This is a genomic window from Campylobacter sp. BCW_6468, from assembly GCF_001762865.1.
GTDB classification, from domain to species: Bacteria; Campylobacterota; Campylobacteria; order Campylobacterales; family Campylobacteraceae; genus Campylobacter_D; species Campylobacter_D jejuni.
Window position 1 is genome coordinate 89,029 of record NZ_MJXQ01000010.1, and the last position, 20,705, is coordinate 109,733.

The following is a 20,705-nucleotide window of genomic DNA, read 5'->3' on the forward strand; positions in this document are numbered from 1 at the left end:
AAAAATTTAGCTTTGGAGAAGAAAATTTGGAAAACATTAGAAATATAGCAGTTATAGCTCACGTTGACCATGGTAAAACCACTATGGTAGATGAATTATTAAAACAATCAGGCACCTTTAGCGAAAGAGAACAAATTTCAGAACGCGTTATGGATAGCAACGATATAGAAAAAGAACGTGGCATTACCATACTTTCAAAAAACACAGCGATCAATTACAAAGGTACAAAAATCAACATCATAGATACTCCAGGGCATGCTGATTTTGGCGGAGAAGTAGAACGCGTTTTAAAAATGATTGATGGAGTTTTGCTTTTGGTGGATGCTCAAGAAGGCGTTATGCCACAAACTAAATTCGTGGTTAAAAAAGCTTTATCTTTAGGGCTTAAACCTATAGTTGTAATCAACAAAATCGACAAACCAGCTGCTGATCCTGAAAGAGTGATCAATGAAATTTTTGATCTTTTTGTAGCCCTAGATGCAAACGATGAGCAACTTGACTTTGCCATAGTTTATGCTGCAGCAAAAAATGGTTATGCTAAGCTTGATCTAAACGATGAAAGTGATAATATGGAGCCACTTTTTAAAACCATACTTGAACGCGTTCCAGCACCAAGTGGCACAAATGACAATCCTTTACAACTTCAAGTTTTCACTTTAGGGTATGATAATTTTGTAGGTAAAATAGGCATTGCTAGAATTTTCAATGGGGTTGTGAAGAAAAACCAAAGCGTAATGCTTGCAAAAGCTGATGGCACCAAAGTAAATGGTAGAATTTCAAAACTCATTGGCTTTATGGGCTTAGAAAAAATGGATATTGAAGAAGCAGGAAGTGGAGATATCGTAGCTATAGCAGGTTTTGAAGCTTTAGATGTGGGTGATAGCGTTGTAGATCCAAACAATCCTATGCCACTTGATCCTTTGCACATTGAAGAGCCGACTTTAAGTATAGTATTTTCTGTAAATGATGGCCCATTAGCAGGAACTGAAGGAAAACATGTAACTTCAAATAAAATCGCTGAACGCTTAGAAGCTGAAATGAAAACTAATATCGCTATGAAATACGAAAGCACAGGCGAAGGTAAATTTAAAGTAAGCGGTAGGGGCGAACTTCAAATCACTATTTTAGCTGAAAATATGCGTCGTGAAGGTTTTGAGTTTTGCATGGGAAGACCTGAAGTTATCGTAAAAGTTGAAGATGGAGTTAAAACAGAACCTTTTGAACATTTAGTTATCGATGTGCCTGAAGAATTTAGCGGTGCAGTAATAGAAAAACTTGGCAAAAGAAAAGCTGAAATGAAAACCATGGCACCAACGGGCGATGGACAAACAAGACTTGAATTTGAAATTCCAGCACGCGGACTTATAGGTTTTAGAAGTCAGTTTTTAACTGATACCAAAGGCGAAGGCGTGATGAATCATAGCTTTTTAGAATTCCGTCCTTTTAGCGGTGCGGTTGAAAAGCGTAATAATGGAGCGTTAATTTCTATGGAAAATGGCGTGGCTTTAGGGTATTCTTTGTTTAACCTTCAAGAGCGTGGAGTACTTTTCATAGAGCCTCAAACTAAAGTTTATACCGGTATGATTATAGGTGAGCACTCTCGTCCAAATGATTTAGATGTTAATCCTATCAAAGGAAAGAATCTTACCAATGTAAGAGCAAGTGGAAGCGATGATGCAATCAAACTTGTGCCACCTAGAAAATTAAGTCTTGAAAGAGCTTTAGAGTGGATAGAAGAAGATGAACTTGTAGAAGTTACACCTGTAAATGTGCGTGTTCGCAAACGCTATCTTGACCCAACTCAAAGAAAAAGAATGGAAAAAGCAAAATCTTAATGGATTTAAAAAGCTTAGAAAATAATAGACTTTATATACTTAAACGCTTAGGAATCTTAAAATTCCTAAGCATTATCGAAGCCTTACTTGTAGGTTTTTTAGCCTTTGTTTTTATAAGAGATGCCTTAATCGCAGTAATTTTAGCTGTTTTTGTAGGTGTTTTTTTCTTTCGTTTTACAGCTAAAAAACTAAAACTCGCACAAAAAGAATTACAAATTAATGCTTTAAATTTGTTTTTGCGTCGTTTTGGGGCAAAATTTAAAAAGCAAAGTTTAAGCCAAAAAGACTTTTTAAAATTAGGACTTACAAAGGATTTGAAAGAATTTAAAAGTCAAAACTGCTTTGAATTTAAGGATTTTAAAATTTATGATATTCAGTTTTTGGACGAAAATAAACGCTTTTTTTGCGGAATTTTGCTCGAAATTTTAAGTGCAAACAAAAATCCTAGCTTTGAAAATGAAGAGCAAATTTATATCAAACTTCAAGATAAAAATTTCACTTTAAATCATATCTTTTCTAAAGAAAATCATTATCTTATTGCTACTTTAAGCAATCCTTTCTTTATAGATGTAAAAAAAGATTTAGAAAGCAATTTCAAAGATTTAGAAGAAAATCTAAATTCTATAAAAAACAAACTATTTAAATAATTAACATAAAGTTAATATCATAAAATTTTAATAAATATTAATTATATACTTTAAAAATATATTACTTTTAGTAACACTCTAAAATTTAATTTTATTTAAATTATTCTTATTATGCTTAATATTTAAGAAAAAATACACTAAAATCAATTTGAACTGCAAATAAAAAGGAGGAAAATCATGAAAAAACACATTTTATTGCTTGGTTTATGTCTTAGTTTGAGTCTTAGTGCTAAAAGCGTGAGTGATTACAAAGTAGGAGAAGAATTAAGCGACAAGGAAGGAGTAGAGTATTTTAAGGAACTTTCCAAAAGACCTGTGCAAGAATGGCCAAATAAAAATTTAAGCATCAATGATGTTCCAAAAGGCAAGCAAGGGGATTTAATCCGTTATGGCATAGAGCTTTTAAGCAAGACAGAAAGTACTCTAGGACCCTATAGCAAGCTAAAAAAGACAAGCAACGAAGTAAATTGTATTTCCTGTCACATGGACAATGACGGCAATGGTTTGCCAGGGACAAAAAAATATGTTATTCCATTTTTAAATATCCTAAACAATTATCCAAGACTTGACATAGAAACGATGAAAATCATCTCTGTTGAAGATAGAATTCGCGGAATGGGCGGAACTGACTCTCATAGATTTCCTAATGATTCTAAAGAAATGAAAGCAATTTTAGCTTATTTTAAATGGCTAAAAGAAGCTTATGGTATCAAAGACGGTGTAAAACTTGAAGGAGATTTTTTTGCTAAGATGAATTTTCCAAATCGCCCAGCTGACCCTGTGCGTGGGAAAAAGCTCTTTGAAGAAAATTGCGTTGCTTGCCATGGCGAAAGAGGACTTGGGGTAAAAAATGATAATTACGAACAAGGTAGCGGACATTTATATCCATCTTTACTTATCTATCCTGATGGTGGACACATGGCTATGATACCATTTTTAGCAAGATTTTTAAAATCAGCCATGCCTTTTGGTGCGAGTGCGGATAATCCTATATTAAGCGATGAAGATGCACTAGATATAGCAGCTTATGTCAATACAGGTTTTGTAAGAATGCCTATAACCACTACAGAAAATCGTGCAGGACTTGATACAGCTTATAGCAAATCCCCATCATTAAAACCTGAGTATTTTGCCTCACCGCAACAAAATTTAGACCCTAAAGAATACATAAAAGTAAAATACGGACCTTGGAAAAATCCAAATCACTTCCCAGGAGAATGATTAATTTTGGGCTTAGCCCAAAATTAATCCTCATCTTTTGCTAAATTTTCAAGACTTTTAATCCCTTCTTCGCCTATCAAATTTCCACCTTGTAAGTCGCTAAATATCGCATTTAAAGAACTCACTATGGCAGTGGAATTAAAACTTAGATTTTCTATAGCTCTTTCTCTTTTTTTCCATATATTTTGCAAAGCCCTTTTTTCAGCTTCTAACTCTTCTTTCATATTTTGGTAAGTTTTGAGTATAAAAGTGATTTGCGTGTTAAATTCCTTAGAATTTAAGTATTCGTATAAAATGTGATTTTTTTCATCTTTGTTTTGCAAGGCATTTTTGAGTTTATAAGCGTTTATAATGCTTTCTCTAAGCACTGCTAAAACACCTTTGAATTCATTAAAAGTACAGATCAAAATTCCTTCTTTAAAATGCGTTTTTTCTTTATCTTTTGGCATAGTTTTTGTGATCAAAACCGCTATATCACTTTTTGCGGCTATGCTGTCTAGCTTAAGCTTATCAAGCCATTCTTTATTAAATTCTTTAGTGCGTTTGCTCTCATACAAAATACTTCCGCAAATATTTCCAAAATTATCCTTTACTATATGCAGACAATCAGCTCCATTTACGCCTTTTGGCACTTCTTTTACTTCATCGCTTAAATACTCACTTTGTATGTATTCTTCTATGAGTAGTTCGGCTGCTTCGCCTTGGAGTTGCTGTGAGCCTTGTTCTATCCTGCGTTGTGCGTCTTCTAGCTTTTGAGCTACACTTTTAAAATTCGTTTCTAGTTCTTTGTATTTAAGATCTTGCTCTTGAGTACTTTTTTGAAATTCAAGACGCATTTTTTCTCTTTCAAATTCCAAATTTTTGCTTTCTTGTTCTTTAAATTCTTTAAAAGCCTCTTCTTTGGCTTGAAATTTCAATCTTTCTTCATTTTCTTTTTGCTCTCTTTTTAGCCTTTCATTTTCAGCCTTTATGCTTAAAAACTCGCTAAGTTCTTTGCTTTTTTTCTCGAGTTCTTCTTGCATGATTTTCATTTCATTTTCATGCTCTTTGTTAAATTTCTCGCTGAATTCTTTTTGGAAATTTTGCTTTTGTATAAGAAGTTCTTGTTCAAATTTTTGCTTTTCTAAAAGAAGCTTTTGGCTTACTTGCTCGTTTATGAGTTTTTCTTGTTCTATCTTTTGAGTTTTTAAATCATTTAAAGCTTTGGTATATTCAGCTCTTTTAGCATTTACCTCATCATCAAATTCTTTTTTTTGTTTTAGCATTTCTTGCTTGGCTTTATCTAAAATTTGAGCATATAAAGCAGTGCTGATATCGATAAAACTTCCACAACTTGGGCATTTGATTTGTTCATTTTGGTTTAAATTTTGCATAAAATTTCCTTAGAATTTTTCCCTAAATTTAACATAGAAAAACAAAGATTATTCTAAGATTGACTTGTTAAAATCATTCTTTTAGAATAATTAGGATTACAAATGCAAAAACACACCAAAATTCACGGCTTTGCTAAATTTAAACTCATCGTTATCCTTGCCTTGATGTCAAGCATAGCACCACTTTCTACAGATATGTATTTGCCTGCACTTTCTCATGTGGAGCAAAGTTTTCAAACTAATTCTTTTTTAACCCAACTTAGTATCGCAAGTTTTTTTATCGCTTTTGCTTTAGGACAGCTTATATATGGGCCTTTAAGTGATATTTTTGGGCGTAAAATTCCAGCTTTGGTGGGGATATTTTTCTTCATCGTTTCGAGTTTGTTTTGTGTGATTATCGATGATATTTATGCTTTTATCGCTTTGAGATTTTTTGAAGCACTTGGGGGTTGTGCAGGTGTGGTTATCGCAAGGGCTATTGTCAATGACTTGTTTGAGATCAAAGAAGCTGCAGGGATTTTTGCTTTGATGATGGTTTTTAGTTCTCTTGCTCCTATGCTTTCGCCAACTTTTGGGGGAATTTTGCTAGAGTATTTTTCATGGCATAGTATTTTTGCGACTTTGTTTGCTTTAGGAATTTTACTTTTTTTGATGATACTTTTTGGTTTAAAAGAGTCCGCACCTCATCTTAAAAACAAAAAATTTTCCCATCATGAAGCGATGAAAAGCTACAAATTTGTTTTAAGCGATAAACGCTTTTTAGTTTATATACTATGTGCTTCTTTTGCTTTGGCGGCGATGTTTGCTTATATCACAGGATCAAGCTTTGTTTTTACGCAGTTTTTTAGCTTAAGTGAGCAAAAATTTGCTTTGCTTTTTGGGGCAAATGCTTTAGGTTTTGTCGTCTGTGCAAATATCAATGCAAGATTGGTTTTAAAATACGAAAGCGAAAAAATTTTGGCAAAAGCTTTGATGATAATGTTTATATCGACTGTGATTTTACTTGCAAATGCCTTTTTTCACCCAAATTTCTTGCTTTTTGAACTTAGTATTTTTACAAGTATCGCTATGCTTGGTTTCATCGCACCCAATACCACGACTTTGGCTATGGCAAGGTTTAAAGAACATAGCGGAACTGCTTCTGGGGTGCTTGGAACGGTGCAATTTGGTTTTGCAGGGCTTATTTCTTTTGTGGTTGGGGCTATTAACGCAAATACGCCGATAATCCTTGCTTTTGTAATGTGTGCTTGCGTATTGGTTGCAAATATGATATATTTTCTAATCAAAATAAAGGAGAAAAAATGAAAACAAATAATATCTTTATGGCTTTAGCCATAGTTTTGGCAAGTTTGATTCTAGCTTTTGGATTTAACAAGGCTTTAAGTGATTTTAAAACACTTGAAAGAAGTGTAAGTGTAAAGGGTTTAAGTCAAAAAGAAGTCGAAGCGGATACTTTGATACTTCCTATAAAATTCACAAGATCAAACAACAATCTTACAAATTTATACGAAGAACTAGAACAAGATAAAGAAAATATCATCAAATTTTTAGAAAAACAAGGCATAAAAGAAGATGAGATCAGCTACAACTCGCCAAATATCATAGATCGTTTAAGCGATCCTTATAGCAACGACACTCAAGCTGCATACCGATACATAGGCACTGCGAATTTACTCATCTATACTCAAAATGTAAAGCTTGGAAAAAGCATACTAGAAAACATTTCAAGTCTTGCAAAATTTGGTATAGTAACAAAAATCGATGATTATGATATAGAATACCTTTACACCAAGCTAAATGATATAAAACCACAAATGATAGAAGAAGCAACGCTCAATGCTAGAAATGCAGCGATAAAATTCGCACAAGATTCAAACAGCCATCTAGGCAAGATAAAAAAGGCTTCTCAAGGACAATTTAGCATCAGCAACAGAGATAAAAATACCCCTTATATCAAAACCATAAGAGTGGTTTCTACTATAGAATACTACTTAAAAGACTGATGATGAAATTTCAAGCTAAGCTTTAAGGCCTAGCTTGGGACTATGGAATTTTTTCGTGCGGTTTTTTGGAGCGAGAATATACAAAGCAAAAGCATAATGCTATATAAAACACTGGTAGATTTTATGGTGTTTTCTGTAATCTCGTCTTGATTTATAATCTTTAAAATCCCTTCAAAACTTGATTTAAATTTCAAAAGAGCCAAGACACTTTTTAATTTATCTTGACTGTCTTTTTGATCAAAAATAGCCATTTGCTCAGGTGATAGTTTTTCAGATATAAAAAAATTACTTTTTATCATATATAAAATATCTATTTCTTGACTAAAATTAAAATTTAAAATTTGATTGAGTTGAACAGATATAACGCTATTGTTGTTTTTATTGTCTATTTCTTCTATGATATTTTTTACATTTGATGTGTTATTTTCTAGCTCATTTAAAACCTTTTTATAATCACTTACATATTTATCATTATACACTTTAGATAAAATTTCTTTTAATTTTTCTTTATTTGCTATTATCAAAGCTTTAGCTGAATTTAACTCTACAAAAGAAATGTTTTGATCTTTTGAAGGAAGGTTAAAATTATCTTGCGAAATATCGGTTAAAATCATAATAGCACTAACATTTAAATCATTTAAACTTTTTTCAAATTGACTTTCATAAAGCTTATCTGATGAAAAAATTCCTGCAAAAGGATTTATAAGTTGTGGTTTTATAACAACAATCATAACCAAAAAGAAATAAACAAGCCAATTAAAACAATAAGATATAAAAGATTTTAAGTTTATATAAGGATACAAATAAATCAAAACAATCACCAATAAACAATAAAAGAGCAACGCAAATATAATATCACCAAATGAGGATAAAAAAGCTATGCGCTGCATTAAAAACAAAGCCAATAAAAATGCCAAAAAAAGACATAAGATTAATGTTATATTTTTTAATTTCTGTTTTTTTAATAGCAAACTCACAATTCCTATAATCAAAGCAAAAAGAATCAACACCCCAAAAAGCCAAAAATTGCTTTGTTTATTGATGTGATAGCTTAAGTAAGTAATCAAGCAAACCAAACCACCAAATGCAACAATATTTAAACTAGCAAAATTAATAATTCTAGGCAAATTTGTGTGATGAAGACTTGTAACCCTGTAAATCCACAACAACAATACACTAAAAGTAAGATTAATAGAATTTTTATCTTCTGATTTAGCAGCAATAAACGGCTTATTCTTCTCTTTATAACAACTTTCTACCTCAAACAATAGTTCTTTCTCTTTCGCATAAAGTTCTAATTTATGCCATTCTTGAGCTTCTAGGGTATTATTTTGTGTGATTAAAATATCTTTTATAACCCTGAAAGAGTCTTTTAAATTTTTGGCATATCTTAATTGGTGTTCGTTTTGAATTTTAAAAATCTCTTTTTCATCTTGTATTCCTTTGGTTTCGTTTTTGTAACTTTCATCTTGATATTTATCTTTTATATATTGTTCCAATGATTTAAAATCTAGCTTATCTATATCGACATTGATTAAATTTACAGCTTTTGGTTCTTTAAAATAACAAGCACTGAAATTCGGAGCTTTTTCAAATATCACTCCATAAAAATTAACAGTTTTTTCAAATTCACACTCATGAAAATCAACATAATCTTTAAAGTGAGCATTGTTAAAATAAATATTATTGGTAATTTTAGAATTATGGAAATCAACCTTATTCTCAAAAATACAATCTTTAAATAATGTATTTTGTGCATTATTATAGTATTTATTATCAGGCAATGGTGCACCTGATACAAAATAACTGAAATCAACTTCATTTTTAAAGATACAATTTGAAAAATCAATTCCATTGTGAAATTCTTTATATTTATTATCTTTTAAAAAACGCAAAGATACTTTGGATTCAAATTCGCAATGAGAAAAATTTAATCTTTCTAAGCAATTACAATTTATATAAACTTCTTTCTTAAAAATACTTTTATAATTTTTCCCTTCATAACCATATCTATTTTTTAAATCCTCAAGAACATTTTTAGGAATAGCTTTGGAATCTCCTATAATTTGATAAGAAAAAAAACAAGCAGGAATAAAATTTTGCATAAATGAGAGCGTCTTTAGTGCTTCTTTATCTTTATTGTCTTCATTTTCTCCTATAAATGTATTTAATATCAATCCAAAATTAAAATGATAGATAATATTATTTTCATCTTCTATTTTATCTATAATTTTTACATCATTAAAATTGTTTTTATTATTTTTTTCTAAAACTTCATAAATGATATATGAGTGCAATGGTTTAGCTAATCCTCCAACATCTAACTTTCCATCTAAAGTTGCAATTTTTTCTGCATTAATTTCTATAAATTTCATAATATTTAAAGAAATAATTAAATTTTCATTTTCTAAACCCATTATAAAAATACCGCTATTTGGTATTTCTAGTTCGATTTCATATATATTTCTTTCCATTATTTCCCTTCTATGATTTTTATTTCTTCTTCGGTTAAGTTATAGAGTTTATAAACGATGGAATTGATTTTATTTTCTAACTCTTGGGTGTTTGCGTTTTTGTCTTGTTCTTTGGCTTTTAAAATTTCATCGACTAAATTTATAAGCTCATCAGCTAATTTTTCATTTTTAGAATTTGTATCCACTATGGGAATATTTAACAAAGGCTCTTTGTCGATTTGATAATTATTGCCTTGCATTTTTCCTTTATGCTTTAGCCAAAATGCGACAAGCTTTGAATTTAAAAGCCCTGTTAAATATTTCACATTTATTCTTTGTGTTTTAATAACATTTAGACTTAACATTACATAGGCTTCATTGTTTAAATATGAAAAGATTGGCTCTATACATTTTCTTACACTTACTATTTTTTCTCCACTTTCAAAAAACCTCTCATCTCTTGCCCAATGCAAATGATAAAAATCTAATCTTTTATTTAAATTTTCTCTTCTATTATCCATAATAGATCTAAATTTTTGAAGATGTTTGATTATAGTAGGAATATTTTCTTTTTTGCTATTATTTTTTGTGGTATATATTAATTGTTTTGAGTTATTTTTGTTAAAATAATATTTTCCAAAATGCTCAACCTCGTACAAAGGTTTTAAATATTTCTTTTCATACTCACAAACATTTAAAAAGTCCTTTTCTATCACAAAAACACCATCACCTACTTTAATCCCTTTAGATACCATTTCATCGCTAATATTTCTTTTTGTAATTATGTCTGGATTAGGTACTATCCCTTGTGCGACTTCCCTTTCTTCAAGATAAAATTTCCCATATTTTTGAATTTTATTGAAAAGTTCTTCATAATCACTTTTTGTGAAATTTAAAGTTTTATCTATGAATTTTTTTGGAGTTAAATTTATCTTTAGAATTTCATTATTTTGGGTTTTTTCATTTTTTAAGAGATTTATAGCATCATCATAAATTGGAGTTTGGGTTGTGATTTTAGAAAAATGAATTTCATAATTTTTAGGCGGTTTTATTTTTTGAAATTGCATTATCATTGTTTGTATACTTGCAGAATCAAACACCATAAAAGAACTAAAATCAACAAGGCTTAAAATTTGGGATTCTTCTAAAACTATATTGCGTAGTTTTTTAGCTCCTGAATTTGTAACCCAATTATTTGTAGCGATAAATGCTAAATATCCATTATTCTTAAGTATATCAAATCCACGCCCTACGAAATGATACCAAATATCCATTTTTCCTTGATAAGTTCTTAACTTTTTTGTATTGGTAAAAAGTTCTTTATTTTCAGCTTCTTTTATATAAGGCGGATTGCCGATGATGAGATCAAAGCCTTTGAAATTTCCATCATCGTCTAAAATTTCAGGGAATTCAAAACGCCATTCAAAAGGATGATTGCTTTCTAGATTAAAGATATTGTCGTATTCTTTTTTAAGATTTGCAAATTCTTTTGTGGCTTCTTTTTCATCAAAGTCAAAAAGAGTCAAATTCGCACTAACAAAGAATTTCAAATTTTCATCATCTACGGCTAAGAAATTTCCATATTTTTTAGAGTATTTTTCACATTTATCATTAAAGCTTTTCATTTCTTTTTTAAATTTATCCGCAAAGCAGAAATTTTTAAAAGAAATTTTGAGATTTTTTATCTCTTGGTTGATGCGGCTTTTATCTGTGTAAAAGCCTTCTTTATAGTCTTTTACTATGCGCTTGTATTTGTTGATGCGTTCTTTGATGTTAGGGTAGTGGCTTAGACTTTTGCCTGTTTCAAAGTAAGATACCAAAGAATTTCCGCATTTTATGTTTATATCGATGTTTGGCAGGGTTTTAAGATCGTGATAATTCTCATCATCAAAGCTTTGATAAAAACTATGTTTTAAAAGCTCTATCCAAAGCCTTAGCTTGGTGATCTCGCATGAGTTAGGGTTGATATCGACACCAAAAAGGTTGTTTTCTATGATGTCTTTTTTGGTGTGAAAAAGTTCTTGTTGGATAAGATGGGCTTTATCTTTAGGCGTACTTGGGCGTTTATACTCTATAAACTCGCCTTTATGATTGGTGATTAGAATTTCATCGTTTTGCACTTCTAGGTAAAACTCTTCATCAAAAAGATTTAGCTCATCATAAATGCTTAACATAATATTTAAAGCAGAAACTAAAAAATGCCCACTTCCCACTGCAGGATCGCAAATTTTTATAGAGTTTAAAAGCTCTTTTTGTGCTTTTTTGTCTTCTTTTCTTAAAGACTTTCTTAGTTCGCTTATATTTTTAGCATCAAGATCAAATTGAGCGTTGAATTTATCAAGCACAACTTTCGTGATGCTTTCTTTACACATATAAGAAGTGATAAAGCTTGGCGTGTAAAAGCTCCCTTCTTTGTAGCCATTGAGTTTTTCAAACACATTTCCTAAAACGCTTGAGCTTATGAGTTCTTTTTGGCTTAAAATTTCGCTTTGCTCATCATCACTACCAAAATCAAAGCTATCCAAAAATTCAAATAAGTATTCTAAAAGCCCCACTTGTCCTTTTTTAGCCTTGCATTTATCATCTTTTAGCACAGTGTTTTTATAGTAAAAAAGCTTTAAGTCATTACTTAAGCTTGAAATTTCAAGCGTGTTTTCTATGCTTTGTTTTTCAAACAAAGAAGAATTTAGATAAGGCAGATAAGCAAATTCGCTTTTCTTTCGCGTGCTTTTTTCTTTGGCTAAAACTTCAAAGAAAAGTTCGCTAAGCTTGTCAAAATCAGGGATTTTTTTGAAATTTAAAAATTTCAAATTTTTATCATCATTAAAACGCACCAAATTTGACTCTATAAGCTTTAAAAACAAAATGCGATTAAGCCATAAGATCAAAAGTTTTAAGATGGTTTCAAAATTTTCTTCTTTAAGCTTAGAATTTATAGCGGTGTAGAAAGTGCCTTGCTCTTCTTTGCTTTCTTCACTTTTTGCGATGATGAGTTTTGAGTTTTGTTTGCTCTCACAAAGCCCTAAGATATATAAAAGCTCTTTGTAAAAAGCGTTGTTGAGTGAATTTGCATCGTTGGGGTTAAACTCACTTAGCAAAAAGTCTCTATGAAAAGTTTTATAAATACTTGCTAGGTTTTTAAAATTTGATTTTTGTTTGTCTTTTAAAAACGTCAAGTCAATCAAAAAGCCTTTTAAGTTTTCTTTGGAATTTTCTATGAGTTTGGCTACTTCTTTATAGAATTCTTCAGTATTGCCTTTGAAAAGTGAATTTGGATTACAAAATTCTTCAAAAAGTTTTTTAAAACTTGGATTTTTATAAAAAAGCTCTTCAAACTCACTAATTTTAAAAATGTAAAATTTATAAAAATCTGTGATGATAATAAATTTTAAGCTAAAACTATACTCTCTATTTCTAAAATAATATAAAATAGTCTCGTGTAAGGCTTTAGAATTTACCTTTGTATGAGTGATAAATTCTTTTGAATTTGGCTTTTTAGCCTCAATAAGAACTTCTAAGTCTTTACTAAACTCATCTTTAGAGATGGATAAGTCAATCTCACTTTTGCCTTTTTGCTTGGTTTTGATGTGGGTTTTGAAATTTAACATGGTTAAAAATGGACTAAGTGCATTAGCTACAAGATAATCTTCATTTTCACTTTGCGAACTTTCAAGTCTTTCTAAATACTGCATTAAAGCCTTGTTAAATATATCAAATTCATTTTGAATGATTTGCTTTTTGCGGTAGTATGGGTTGAAAAAATCTTTTTCATTTAGCAAAGTGAAATGCATTTTTAACCTTTATAAAAAATATTTTGTATTTTATCAAATTTTACTTTTATATAAAATTTTTTAAGAATTTAATATATCATTAATACCTTTATATGCTTCCTGTATAGGTTTTTGAATAAAAAAATCATTTAAAATTTGAATAAAATCTTTTTTAGAATTTTGATTTTCAATCAACCAATAAATAAAAGCGTATTCTCCTTCTAATTTTTCATTGTTTATTAATTTATCACAATAATAGTGATTTTGATATTTTCTAACATTTTCTTCTTTTACATCTTTAAATAATTTTAAACATTCTTTATATTTTTCATTTTCTATATCTTCTTCATCATCATTTGAAATTTCAAATGTCAAACCAATAATATCATAGTATTTTTTTAAAATAAATATATATACATGGATATATGCTTTCATTCTTATAATCAATAGGATAAAATATAAATACACCATGATTAACACGATTTTCTTCTATTTTATTGCCGATAAAAGTTATATCACCTATTTTAATTTCCTTGTGTTCAAAACTATCAAAAAATTCTTCTATTATATATTCGCAGATGTTGCTCCATTTATGCTGAATAATATCTTTAGCTTTTTTTATATTTTTCTTCATTTAAATTTTTAAGCTCTGATTTGTTTTTGTTATATCTATATAAAATCATCGCATTTTTTAAATTTTGCATTTTTATAATGTCTTGAAAAATAAATTCTAATACATCATCTCTTTGAGTATACTCATCTGTCATATACCATTGTAAAATTTCCCAAACTATAATCACTAGGACTAGCACACTCATCTTGATGCAAATATATAGTCAATATGTTTTTATAACAATCTTTTATATTTTTGATATTTTTTCTTACAAAATTAATATAATCTTTCAATTGATTTTTTTGATCTTTTGCATAAATTTTATTTTCTATTATAATATATCTTTTATCACTTAATGTTATTAAAATATCTATCCTTCTATTATCTTTTATGCAGGCTTCTGTTTCTACGCTTTTTATATTTTCTATGTTTAAATTTTCAAATTTCGTATTTACTAAACTCTTACCAAGTTTTTCTATAAAAATACCTTTGCAAAATTTTTTTGATAATGATCCTTATTTATTAAATAAGCTATAAATTTAGAATGATAATTTTCTTTTGTTTCAATATTCAAAGCATCAAATATATTTATATCACTCAAACCATTATTCACATCTTTTTCAAATTTAATATCTTCTTCAAGCAATCTTTCAATAAATTTTTCCATGTATTACTTTCCAAATTTTATACAATTTTACATGTAAATAAATTTTTAATTACAAACTAAAAAAACTGATTATTAATTTTATAGGCAAGTTAAGCAGAATTAACAAGTCCGCAATGAGCTACTTTCCCCCTGCCAGTAAGGCGTAGTATCATCACCCACGATGTGCTTAGCTTCTTGGTTCGGGATGGAGCAAGGCGTTTCCACATCTGTATAATCACGGACATTGTTATTTAAATATTCTTTGAAAAATTGAATTTAAGAATAAAACTTAATCTTTTATTCTCTTTCTTCTTTTCTTATCTTTTATCTTTGATAAGTTTTTATATAGAATACTTAAAAAACAATGTTAAGAGCAAGTTCTAATACAAACTTTACTTGAAAGATTTCTATTAAACTCTAAATATTATCTATATTCAAAGTCTTCTTAAAAACCTTAACAAGGAAGTGATGCTTTATTAAAGATAAGCCAAACGCTCTATTAGTACTGGTCAGCTAAAGGACTTTCATCCATTACACACCCAGCCTATCAAACTAGTAGTCTTCTAGAGAGCTTAGAGAAGATTCATCTTAGAGTTGGCTTCACGCTTAGATGCTTTCAGCGTTTATCCTTTCCAAACTTAGCTACGCTGCGATGCTCTTGGCAGAACAACAGCTACACCAGTGGTTTGTTCAACCCGGTCCTCTCGTACTAGGGTCAAATCTCTTCAATCTTCTTACGCCCACGGCAGATAGGGACCGAACTGTCTCACGACGTTCTGAACCCAGCTCGCGTACCGCTTTAAATGGCGAACAGCCATACCCTTGGGACCTGCTCCAGCCCCAGGATGCGATGAGCCGACATCGAGGTGCCAAACCTCCCCGTCGATGTGAGCTCTTGGGGGAGATCAGCCTGTTATCCCCGGGGTACCTTTTATCCTTTGAGCGATGGCCCTTCCACACAGAACCACCGGATCACTAAGACCGACTTTCGTCTCTGCTTGACTTGTATGTCTTGCAGTTAAGCTGGCTTATACCTTTATACTCTACGAACGATTTCCAACCGTTCTGAGCCAACCTTTGTAAGCCTCCGTTATTATTTGGGAGGCGACCGCCCCAGTCAAACTACCCACCAGACATTGTCCCACTTGAGGATAACTCAAGCTGGTTAGCTACCCAAATAAGAAAGAGTGGTATCTCAACAATGGCTCATATACAACTGGCGTCATATACTCAAAGCCTCCCACCTATCCTGCACATTCTTATCCAAGTAGCAGTGTCAAGCTGTAGTAAAGGTCCACGGGGTCTTTCCGTCTTGCCGCGGGTAGGAGGAATTTTCACCTCCACTACAATTTCACTGGATCCCTCTTTGAGACAGCTCCCATCTCGTTACGCCATTCATGCAGGTCGGTATTTAACCGACAAGGAATTTCGCTACCTTAGGACCGTTATAGTTACGGCCGCCGTTTACTCGGGCTTCGATCAAGAGCTTCGCTAATGCTAACCCCATCAATTAACCTTCGAGCACCGGGCAGGCGTCACACCCTATACATCCTCTTACGAGTTAGCAGAGTGCTGTGTTTTTGGTAAACAGTCGGGAGGGACTCTTTGTTGTAAGTTTCCTTGCTTTCGGAGTAAATCCTAATACAAAGCTAACCACACCTTATACCGAAGATACGGTGCTATTTTGCAGAGTTCCTTAAAGAGAGTTCTTCCACGCGCCTTAGAATACTCATCCCACCCACCTGTGTCGGTTTACGGTACGGGCAACATTAGCTAAACTTAGAAACTTTTCTTGGCTCGACGGCATCAGGGGTTCTTCTATCCATCCGAAGACTTCAAAAAGCCTTTCAGTTCTCGGAGTATTGTTATACGGATTTGCCTGTACAACCTCCTACGACCTTAGACTAGCACTTCCATCCGCTAGCCCCCTTAGCCCTAAGCGTCCTTCCATCGCACACTAATGTTGGTATTGGAATATTAACCAATTTGCCATCGTCTACCCCTTTCGGACTCGACTTAGGACCCGACTAACCCTACGATGACGAGCATCGCGTAGGAAACCTTGGGTTTACGGCGTTAATGATTCTCACATTAATTATCGCTACTCATGCCTGCATGCTCACTTCTATTCGCTCCAGCACTCCTTACCGGTATACCTTCGACGCAAATAGAACGCTCTCCTACCACTTAGTAAACTAAGTCTACAGCTTCGGTACTTACTTTAGCCCCGTTATATTTTCCGCGCAAAATCACTAGACCAGTGAGCTATTACGCTTTCTTTAAAGGATGGCTGCTTCTAAGCCAACCTCCTGGTTGTTTAAGTAACTTCACATCGTTTTCCACTTAAGTAAGATTTAGGGACCTTAGCTGGTAGTCTGGGTTGTTTCCCTCTTGACGACGGATTTTATCACTCGCCGCCTGACTGCTGTGATTACATATAAGGTATTCGGAGTTTGATAGGGTTTGGTACATTGGTGTATGCCCTAGCCCATTCAGTGCTCTACCCCCTTATATTACGACACAACGCTATACCTAAATATATTTCGGAGAGAACCAGCTATCACGAAGTTTGATTGGCCTTTCACCCCTATCCACAAGTCATCCCGGGGCTTTTCAACGCCTATGGGTTCAGTCCTCCACTAGTTCTTACACTAGCTTCAACTTGCTCATGGATAGATCACTTCGTTTCGGGTCTGCAGCATCTGACTAAGCGCCCTATTCAGACTCGCTTTCGCTACGGCTTCGCGTTTGCTTAACCTTGCCAGACACCACAACTCGCAGGCTCATTATGCAAAAGGCAGTCCATCACCCTGTATTGCTACATAGGGCTCTGAATGATTGTAAGCAAATGGTTTCAGGTTCTATTTCACTCTGATCACCTCAGTTCTTTTCACCTTTCCCTCACGGTACTTGTGCACTATCGATCTGGTATTAGTATTTAGGGTTGGATCGTGGTCGACCCGGATTCAGACAGGATTCCTCGTGTCCCGCCCTACTCAGGATACTGCTAGCTAAGGTTTGTTTTTCGCATACGGGACTATCACCCTCTATGGTTATACTTTCCAGAATGTTCTGCTAAACTTACCTCTTGCACATTGCAGTCCTACAACCCCCAGTGCAAGCACTGGGTTTGCCCTCTTGCGCTTTCGCTCGCCGCTACTGACGCAATCTCTATTGATTTCTTTTCCTGAGGGTACTAAGATGTTTCAATTCCCCTCGTTCGCTCCTATATAGGTAATGTATATCTCTATACATTGGGTTGCCCCATTCGGAAATCTACGGATCAAAGCTTCTTGACAGCTCCCCGTAGCTTATCGCAGTCTAGTACGTCCTTCATCGCCTTTACCAGTCAAGGCATCCACCATTCGCTCTTAGTAGCTTACCTTTTTTACCTTTTATTATTGATTCTAAAACGCATCACTTCCTTGTTAAAGTTTTTATGATAAGACTTCTTTATCTTAAGACGGAAAGCATTCAAACACTTAATATAAAACTAAATGATTTAGTCTCAACTAAGCAGTGAGTTTGAAACTTGTCTTTAATTTATAATCCTTAAATCTAATATTCTCTTTATTCATAGAAGAGAAGACAGCTAAAAGTAAGTTAAACTAAAGAAAAGATAAATAGGTTTTATCCTTTAACAAGTCCTGTAAAATTGTTTTTATTAAAACTTGCTTGTGACTCTTAACAATGATAATTAAAAAGAACATTTAGGTTTAAAACCTAAAGGAAGTATATATATTAACATAATCATTATAAATATAAATGCATAATGTATATGCTACTTATATCTATTAAAGTATATTCTTTTATAGTTAAAGATAAAAAATAAATCTAAGTATAGAGTTTATATTTTATATTTAATCTATTTTATATACTTGCTTTAGATTTTAAAGCTTCTTTATTCAAATCTTTTTTATGGTGGGCCTAACAAGACTTGAACTTGTGACCTCACCCTTATCAGGGGTGCACTCTAACCAGCTGAGCTATAGGCCCTTAATAAATGGTGGAGAATAGCGGGATCGAACCGCTGACCTCCTGCGTGCAAAGCAGGCGCTCTCCCAGCTGAGCTAATTCCCCATAAACAATTAGCTTTATCATCAATCTTTGAAATCTAAACAAGAATCAATTGAGTTTATATATTGAAGTAATAGTTGTGAGACTTATTACTTTGTACTCTAGAAAGGAGGTGATCCAACCGCAGGTTCTCCTACGGTTACCTTGTTACGACTTCACCCCAGTCGCTGATTCCACTGTGGACGGTAACTAGTTTAGTATTCCGGCTTCGAGTGAAATCAACTCCCATGGTGTGACGGGCGGTGAGTACAAGACCCGGGAACGTATTCACCGTAGCATGGCTGATCTACGATTACTAGCGATTCCGGCTTCATGCTCTCGAGTTGCAGAGAACAATCCGAACTGGGACATATTTTATAGATTTGCTCCACCTCGCGGTATTGCGTCTCATTGTATATGCCATTGTAGCACGTGTGTCGCCCTGGGCATAAGGGCCATGATGACTTGACGTCGTCCACACCTTCCTCCTCCTTACGAAGGCAGTCTATTTAGAGTGCTCGGCCGAACCGTTAGCAACTAAATACGTGGGTTGCGCTCGTTGCGGGACTTAACCCAACATCTCACGACACGAGCTGACGACAGCCGTGCAGCACCTGTCTCTAAGTTCTAGCAAGCTAGCACCCTCTTATCTCTAAAAGGTTCTTAGGATATCAAGCCCAGGTAAGGTTCTTCGCGTATCTTCGAATTAAACCACATGCTCCACCGCTTGTGCGGGTCCCCGTCTATTCCTTTGAGTTTTAATCTTGCGACCGTACTCCCCAGGCGGTACACTTAATGCGTTAGCTGCATTACTGAGATGACTAGCACCCCAACAACTAGTGTACATCGTTTAGGGCGTGGACTACCAGGGTATCTAATCCTGTTTGCTCCCCACGCTTTCGCGCCTTAGCGTCAGTTGAGTTCCAGCAGATCGCCTTCGCAATGGGTATTCTTGGTGATATCTACGGATTTTACCCCTACACCACCAATTCCATCTGCCTCTCCCTCACTCTAGACTATCAGTTTCCCAAGCAGTTTAATGGTTAAGCCATTAGATTTCACAAGAGACTTGATAATCCGCCTACGCGCCCTTTACGCCCAGTGATTCCGAGTAACGCTTGCACCCTCCGTATTACCGCGGCTGCTGGCACGGAGTTAGCCGGTGCTTATTCCTTAGGTACCGTCAGAATTCTTCCCTAAGAAAAGGAGTTTACGCTCCGAAAAGTGTCATCCTCCACGCGGCGTTGCTGCGTCAGGGTTTCCCCCATTGCGCAATATTCCCTACTGCTGCCTCCCGTAGGAGTCTGGACCGTGTCTCAGTTCCAGTGTGACTGATCATCCTCTCAGACCAGTTAAGCGTCATAGCCTTGGTAAGCCATTACCTTACCAACTAGCTGATACTATATAGTCTCATCCTACACCGAAAAACTTTCCCTACTCAACTTGTGTTAAGCAGGAGTATAGAGTATTAGCAGTCGTTTCCAACTGTTGTCCTCTTGTGTAGGGCAGATTAACTATACCTTACTCACCCGTGCGCCACTAATCCACTTCTAGCAAGCTAGAAGCTTCATCGTTCGACTTGCATGTATTAGGCACGCCGCCAGCGTTCACTCTGAGCCAGGATCAAACTCTCCATAAAAATTATAGATAGTTTAATCTTTTTCTTCAAAGAAAAAGTTATGAAAGATTAAAAGAAAAACTTTTAATCTTTTTAATTATTAGATTGAATAGATTTTACATAATTACTTATGCCTAAATCTTTCTGGCTCAATCGATCACTTATTTAGATTTCAAAGATTGACTAATAAGATTTGAATAACAATACTAAGTTAAAAGAACAAAACAAAAAATCATTTTTAAAAGAAAAGTTTTTAAATTAAAAAACAAGATTTATAAAAAAGCTTTTAGTTTATAAGACAAAAACCAAAAGAGTTAATTTATAAAATCTACTAAGCTAGTGAAACTTTATAATTTAAAAGATTTTAAGTCCTTTTTTCAAAAAAAGGAAATGAAAGTATAACCAATTAAACTTAAAAGGGGATTAAACAAAGGATTAAATAGTATAAATATTTGTGTAAGTATTTATAT

At 33.2% G+C, this 20,705-nt stretch carries 8 protein-coding genes, 2 tRNA genes, 3 rRNA genes and 1 pseudogene; 5 read left to right on the forward strand and 9 right to left on the reverse strand.

All coding sequences use genetic code 11. The features are described from left to right. Positions 1–26 precede the first annotated feature (26 nt). The 3 genes from typA to AJ889_RS00690 all read left to right on the forward strand — a co-directional run bounded on the left by typA (position 27) and on the right by AJ889_RS00690 (position 3,703). A complete protein-coding gene (typA, locus tag AJ889_RS00680) occupies positions 27–1,835 on the forward strand; it encodes a translational GTPase TypA (protein WP_002799607.1) in 1,809 nt (602 codons plus the stop codon). Continuing rightward, positions 1,835–2,482: a hypothetical protein gene (locus AJ889_RS00685; protein WP_002865584.1), complete on the forward strand. Its 648-nt coding sequence runs from the start codon at positions 1,835–1,837 to the stop codon at positions 2,480–2,482. The genes typA and AJ889_RS00685 overlap by 1 nt, the downstream gene beginning before the upstream one ends. 177 nt (positions 2,483–2,659) lie before the next feature. Continuing rightward, entirely contained in the window at positions 2,660–3,703 is a 1,044-nt protein-coding gene (locus AJ889_RS00690; protein ID WP_002860564.1) for a c-type cytochrome, read from the forward strand. Positions 3,704–3,726: 23 nt separating this feature from the next. On the opposite strand, the gene AJ889_RS00695 is transcribed toward AJ889_RS00690, so the two are convergent. Beyond that, entirely contained in the window at positions 3,727–5,076 is a 1,350-nt protein-coding gene (locus AJ889_RS00695) for a DUF2130 domain-containing protein (RefSeq protein WP_002805287.1), read from the reverse strand. A 102-nt stretch (positions 5,077–5,178) separates the two neighbouring features. On the opposite strand from AJ889_RS00695, the gene AJ889_RS00700 reads away from it, so the two are divergent. After that, positions 5,179–6,381: a multidrug effflux MFS transporter gene (locus tag AJ889_RS00700; protein WP_011049574.1), complete on the forward strand. Its 1,203-nt coding sequence runs from the start codon at positions 5,179–5,181 to the stop codon at positions 6,379–6,381. After that, entirely contained in the window at positions 6,378–7,079 is a 702-nt protein-coding gene (locus AJ889_RS00705) for an SIMPL domain-containing protein (RefSeq protein ID WP_002866314.1), read from the forward strand. Before AJ889_RS00700 ends, AJ889_RS00705 begins: the two co-directional genes overlap by 4 nt. 29 nt (positions 7,080–7,108) lie before the next feature. Here the strand turns inward: AJ889_RS00705 and AJ889_RS00710 are convergent, their stop codons facing one another. The 8 genes and pseudogenes from AJ889_RS00710 to AJ889_RS00745 form a co-directional block, all read right to left on the reverse strand. Next, positions 7,109–9,553 (reverse strand): pentapeptide repeat-containing protein, encoded by a 2,445-nt coding sequence (locus tag AJ889_RS00710; RefSeq protein WP_002800613.1) that lies wholly within the window; start codon positions 9,551–9,553, stop codon positions 7,109–7,111. Next, on the reverse strand, positions 9,553–13,323 hold the full coding sequence (locus AJ889_RS00715; protein ID WP_070293192.1) for an Eco57I restriction-modification methylase domain-containing protein: 3,771 nt from the start codon (positions 13,321–13,323) through the stop codon (positions 9,553–9,555). Before AJ889_RS00715 ends, AJ889_RS00710 begins: the two co-directional genes overlap by 1 nt. Positions 13,324–13,383: 60 nt before the next feature. Then, positions 13,384–14,582 (reverse strand): annotated as a pseudogene (locus AJ889_RS00720) (PD-(D/E)XK nuclease family protein). A 105-nt stretch (positions 14,583–14,687) separates the two neighbouring features. After that, positions 14,688–14,804: ribosomal RNA gene (gene rrf / locus AJ889_RS00725) — 5S ribosomal RNA — on the reverse strand. 235 nt (positions 14,805–15,039) lie between these two features. After that, positions 15,040–17,946 (reverse strand): 23S ribosomal RNA (locus AJ889_RS00730). Positions 17,947–18,480: 534 nt separating this feature from the next. Then, positions 18,481–18,557 (reverse strand) — tRNA-Ile (locus AJ889_RS00735). Positions 18,558–18,565: 8 nt separating this feature from the next. Continuing rightward, positions 18,566–18,641 (reverse strand) — tRNA-Ala (locus AJ889_RS00740). A gap of 102 nt (positions 18,642–18,743) precedes the next feature. Then, positions 18,744–20,256, reverse strand: a 16S ribosomal RNA gene (locus tag AJ889_RS00745). The 16S, 23S and 5S rRNA genes sit together here with 2 tRNA genes alongside, the layout of an rRNA operon. Between the last annotated feature and the right edge of the window lie 449 nt (positions 20,257–20,705).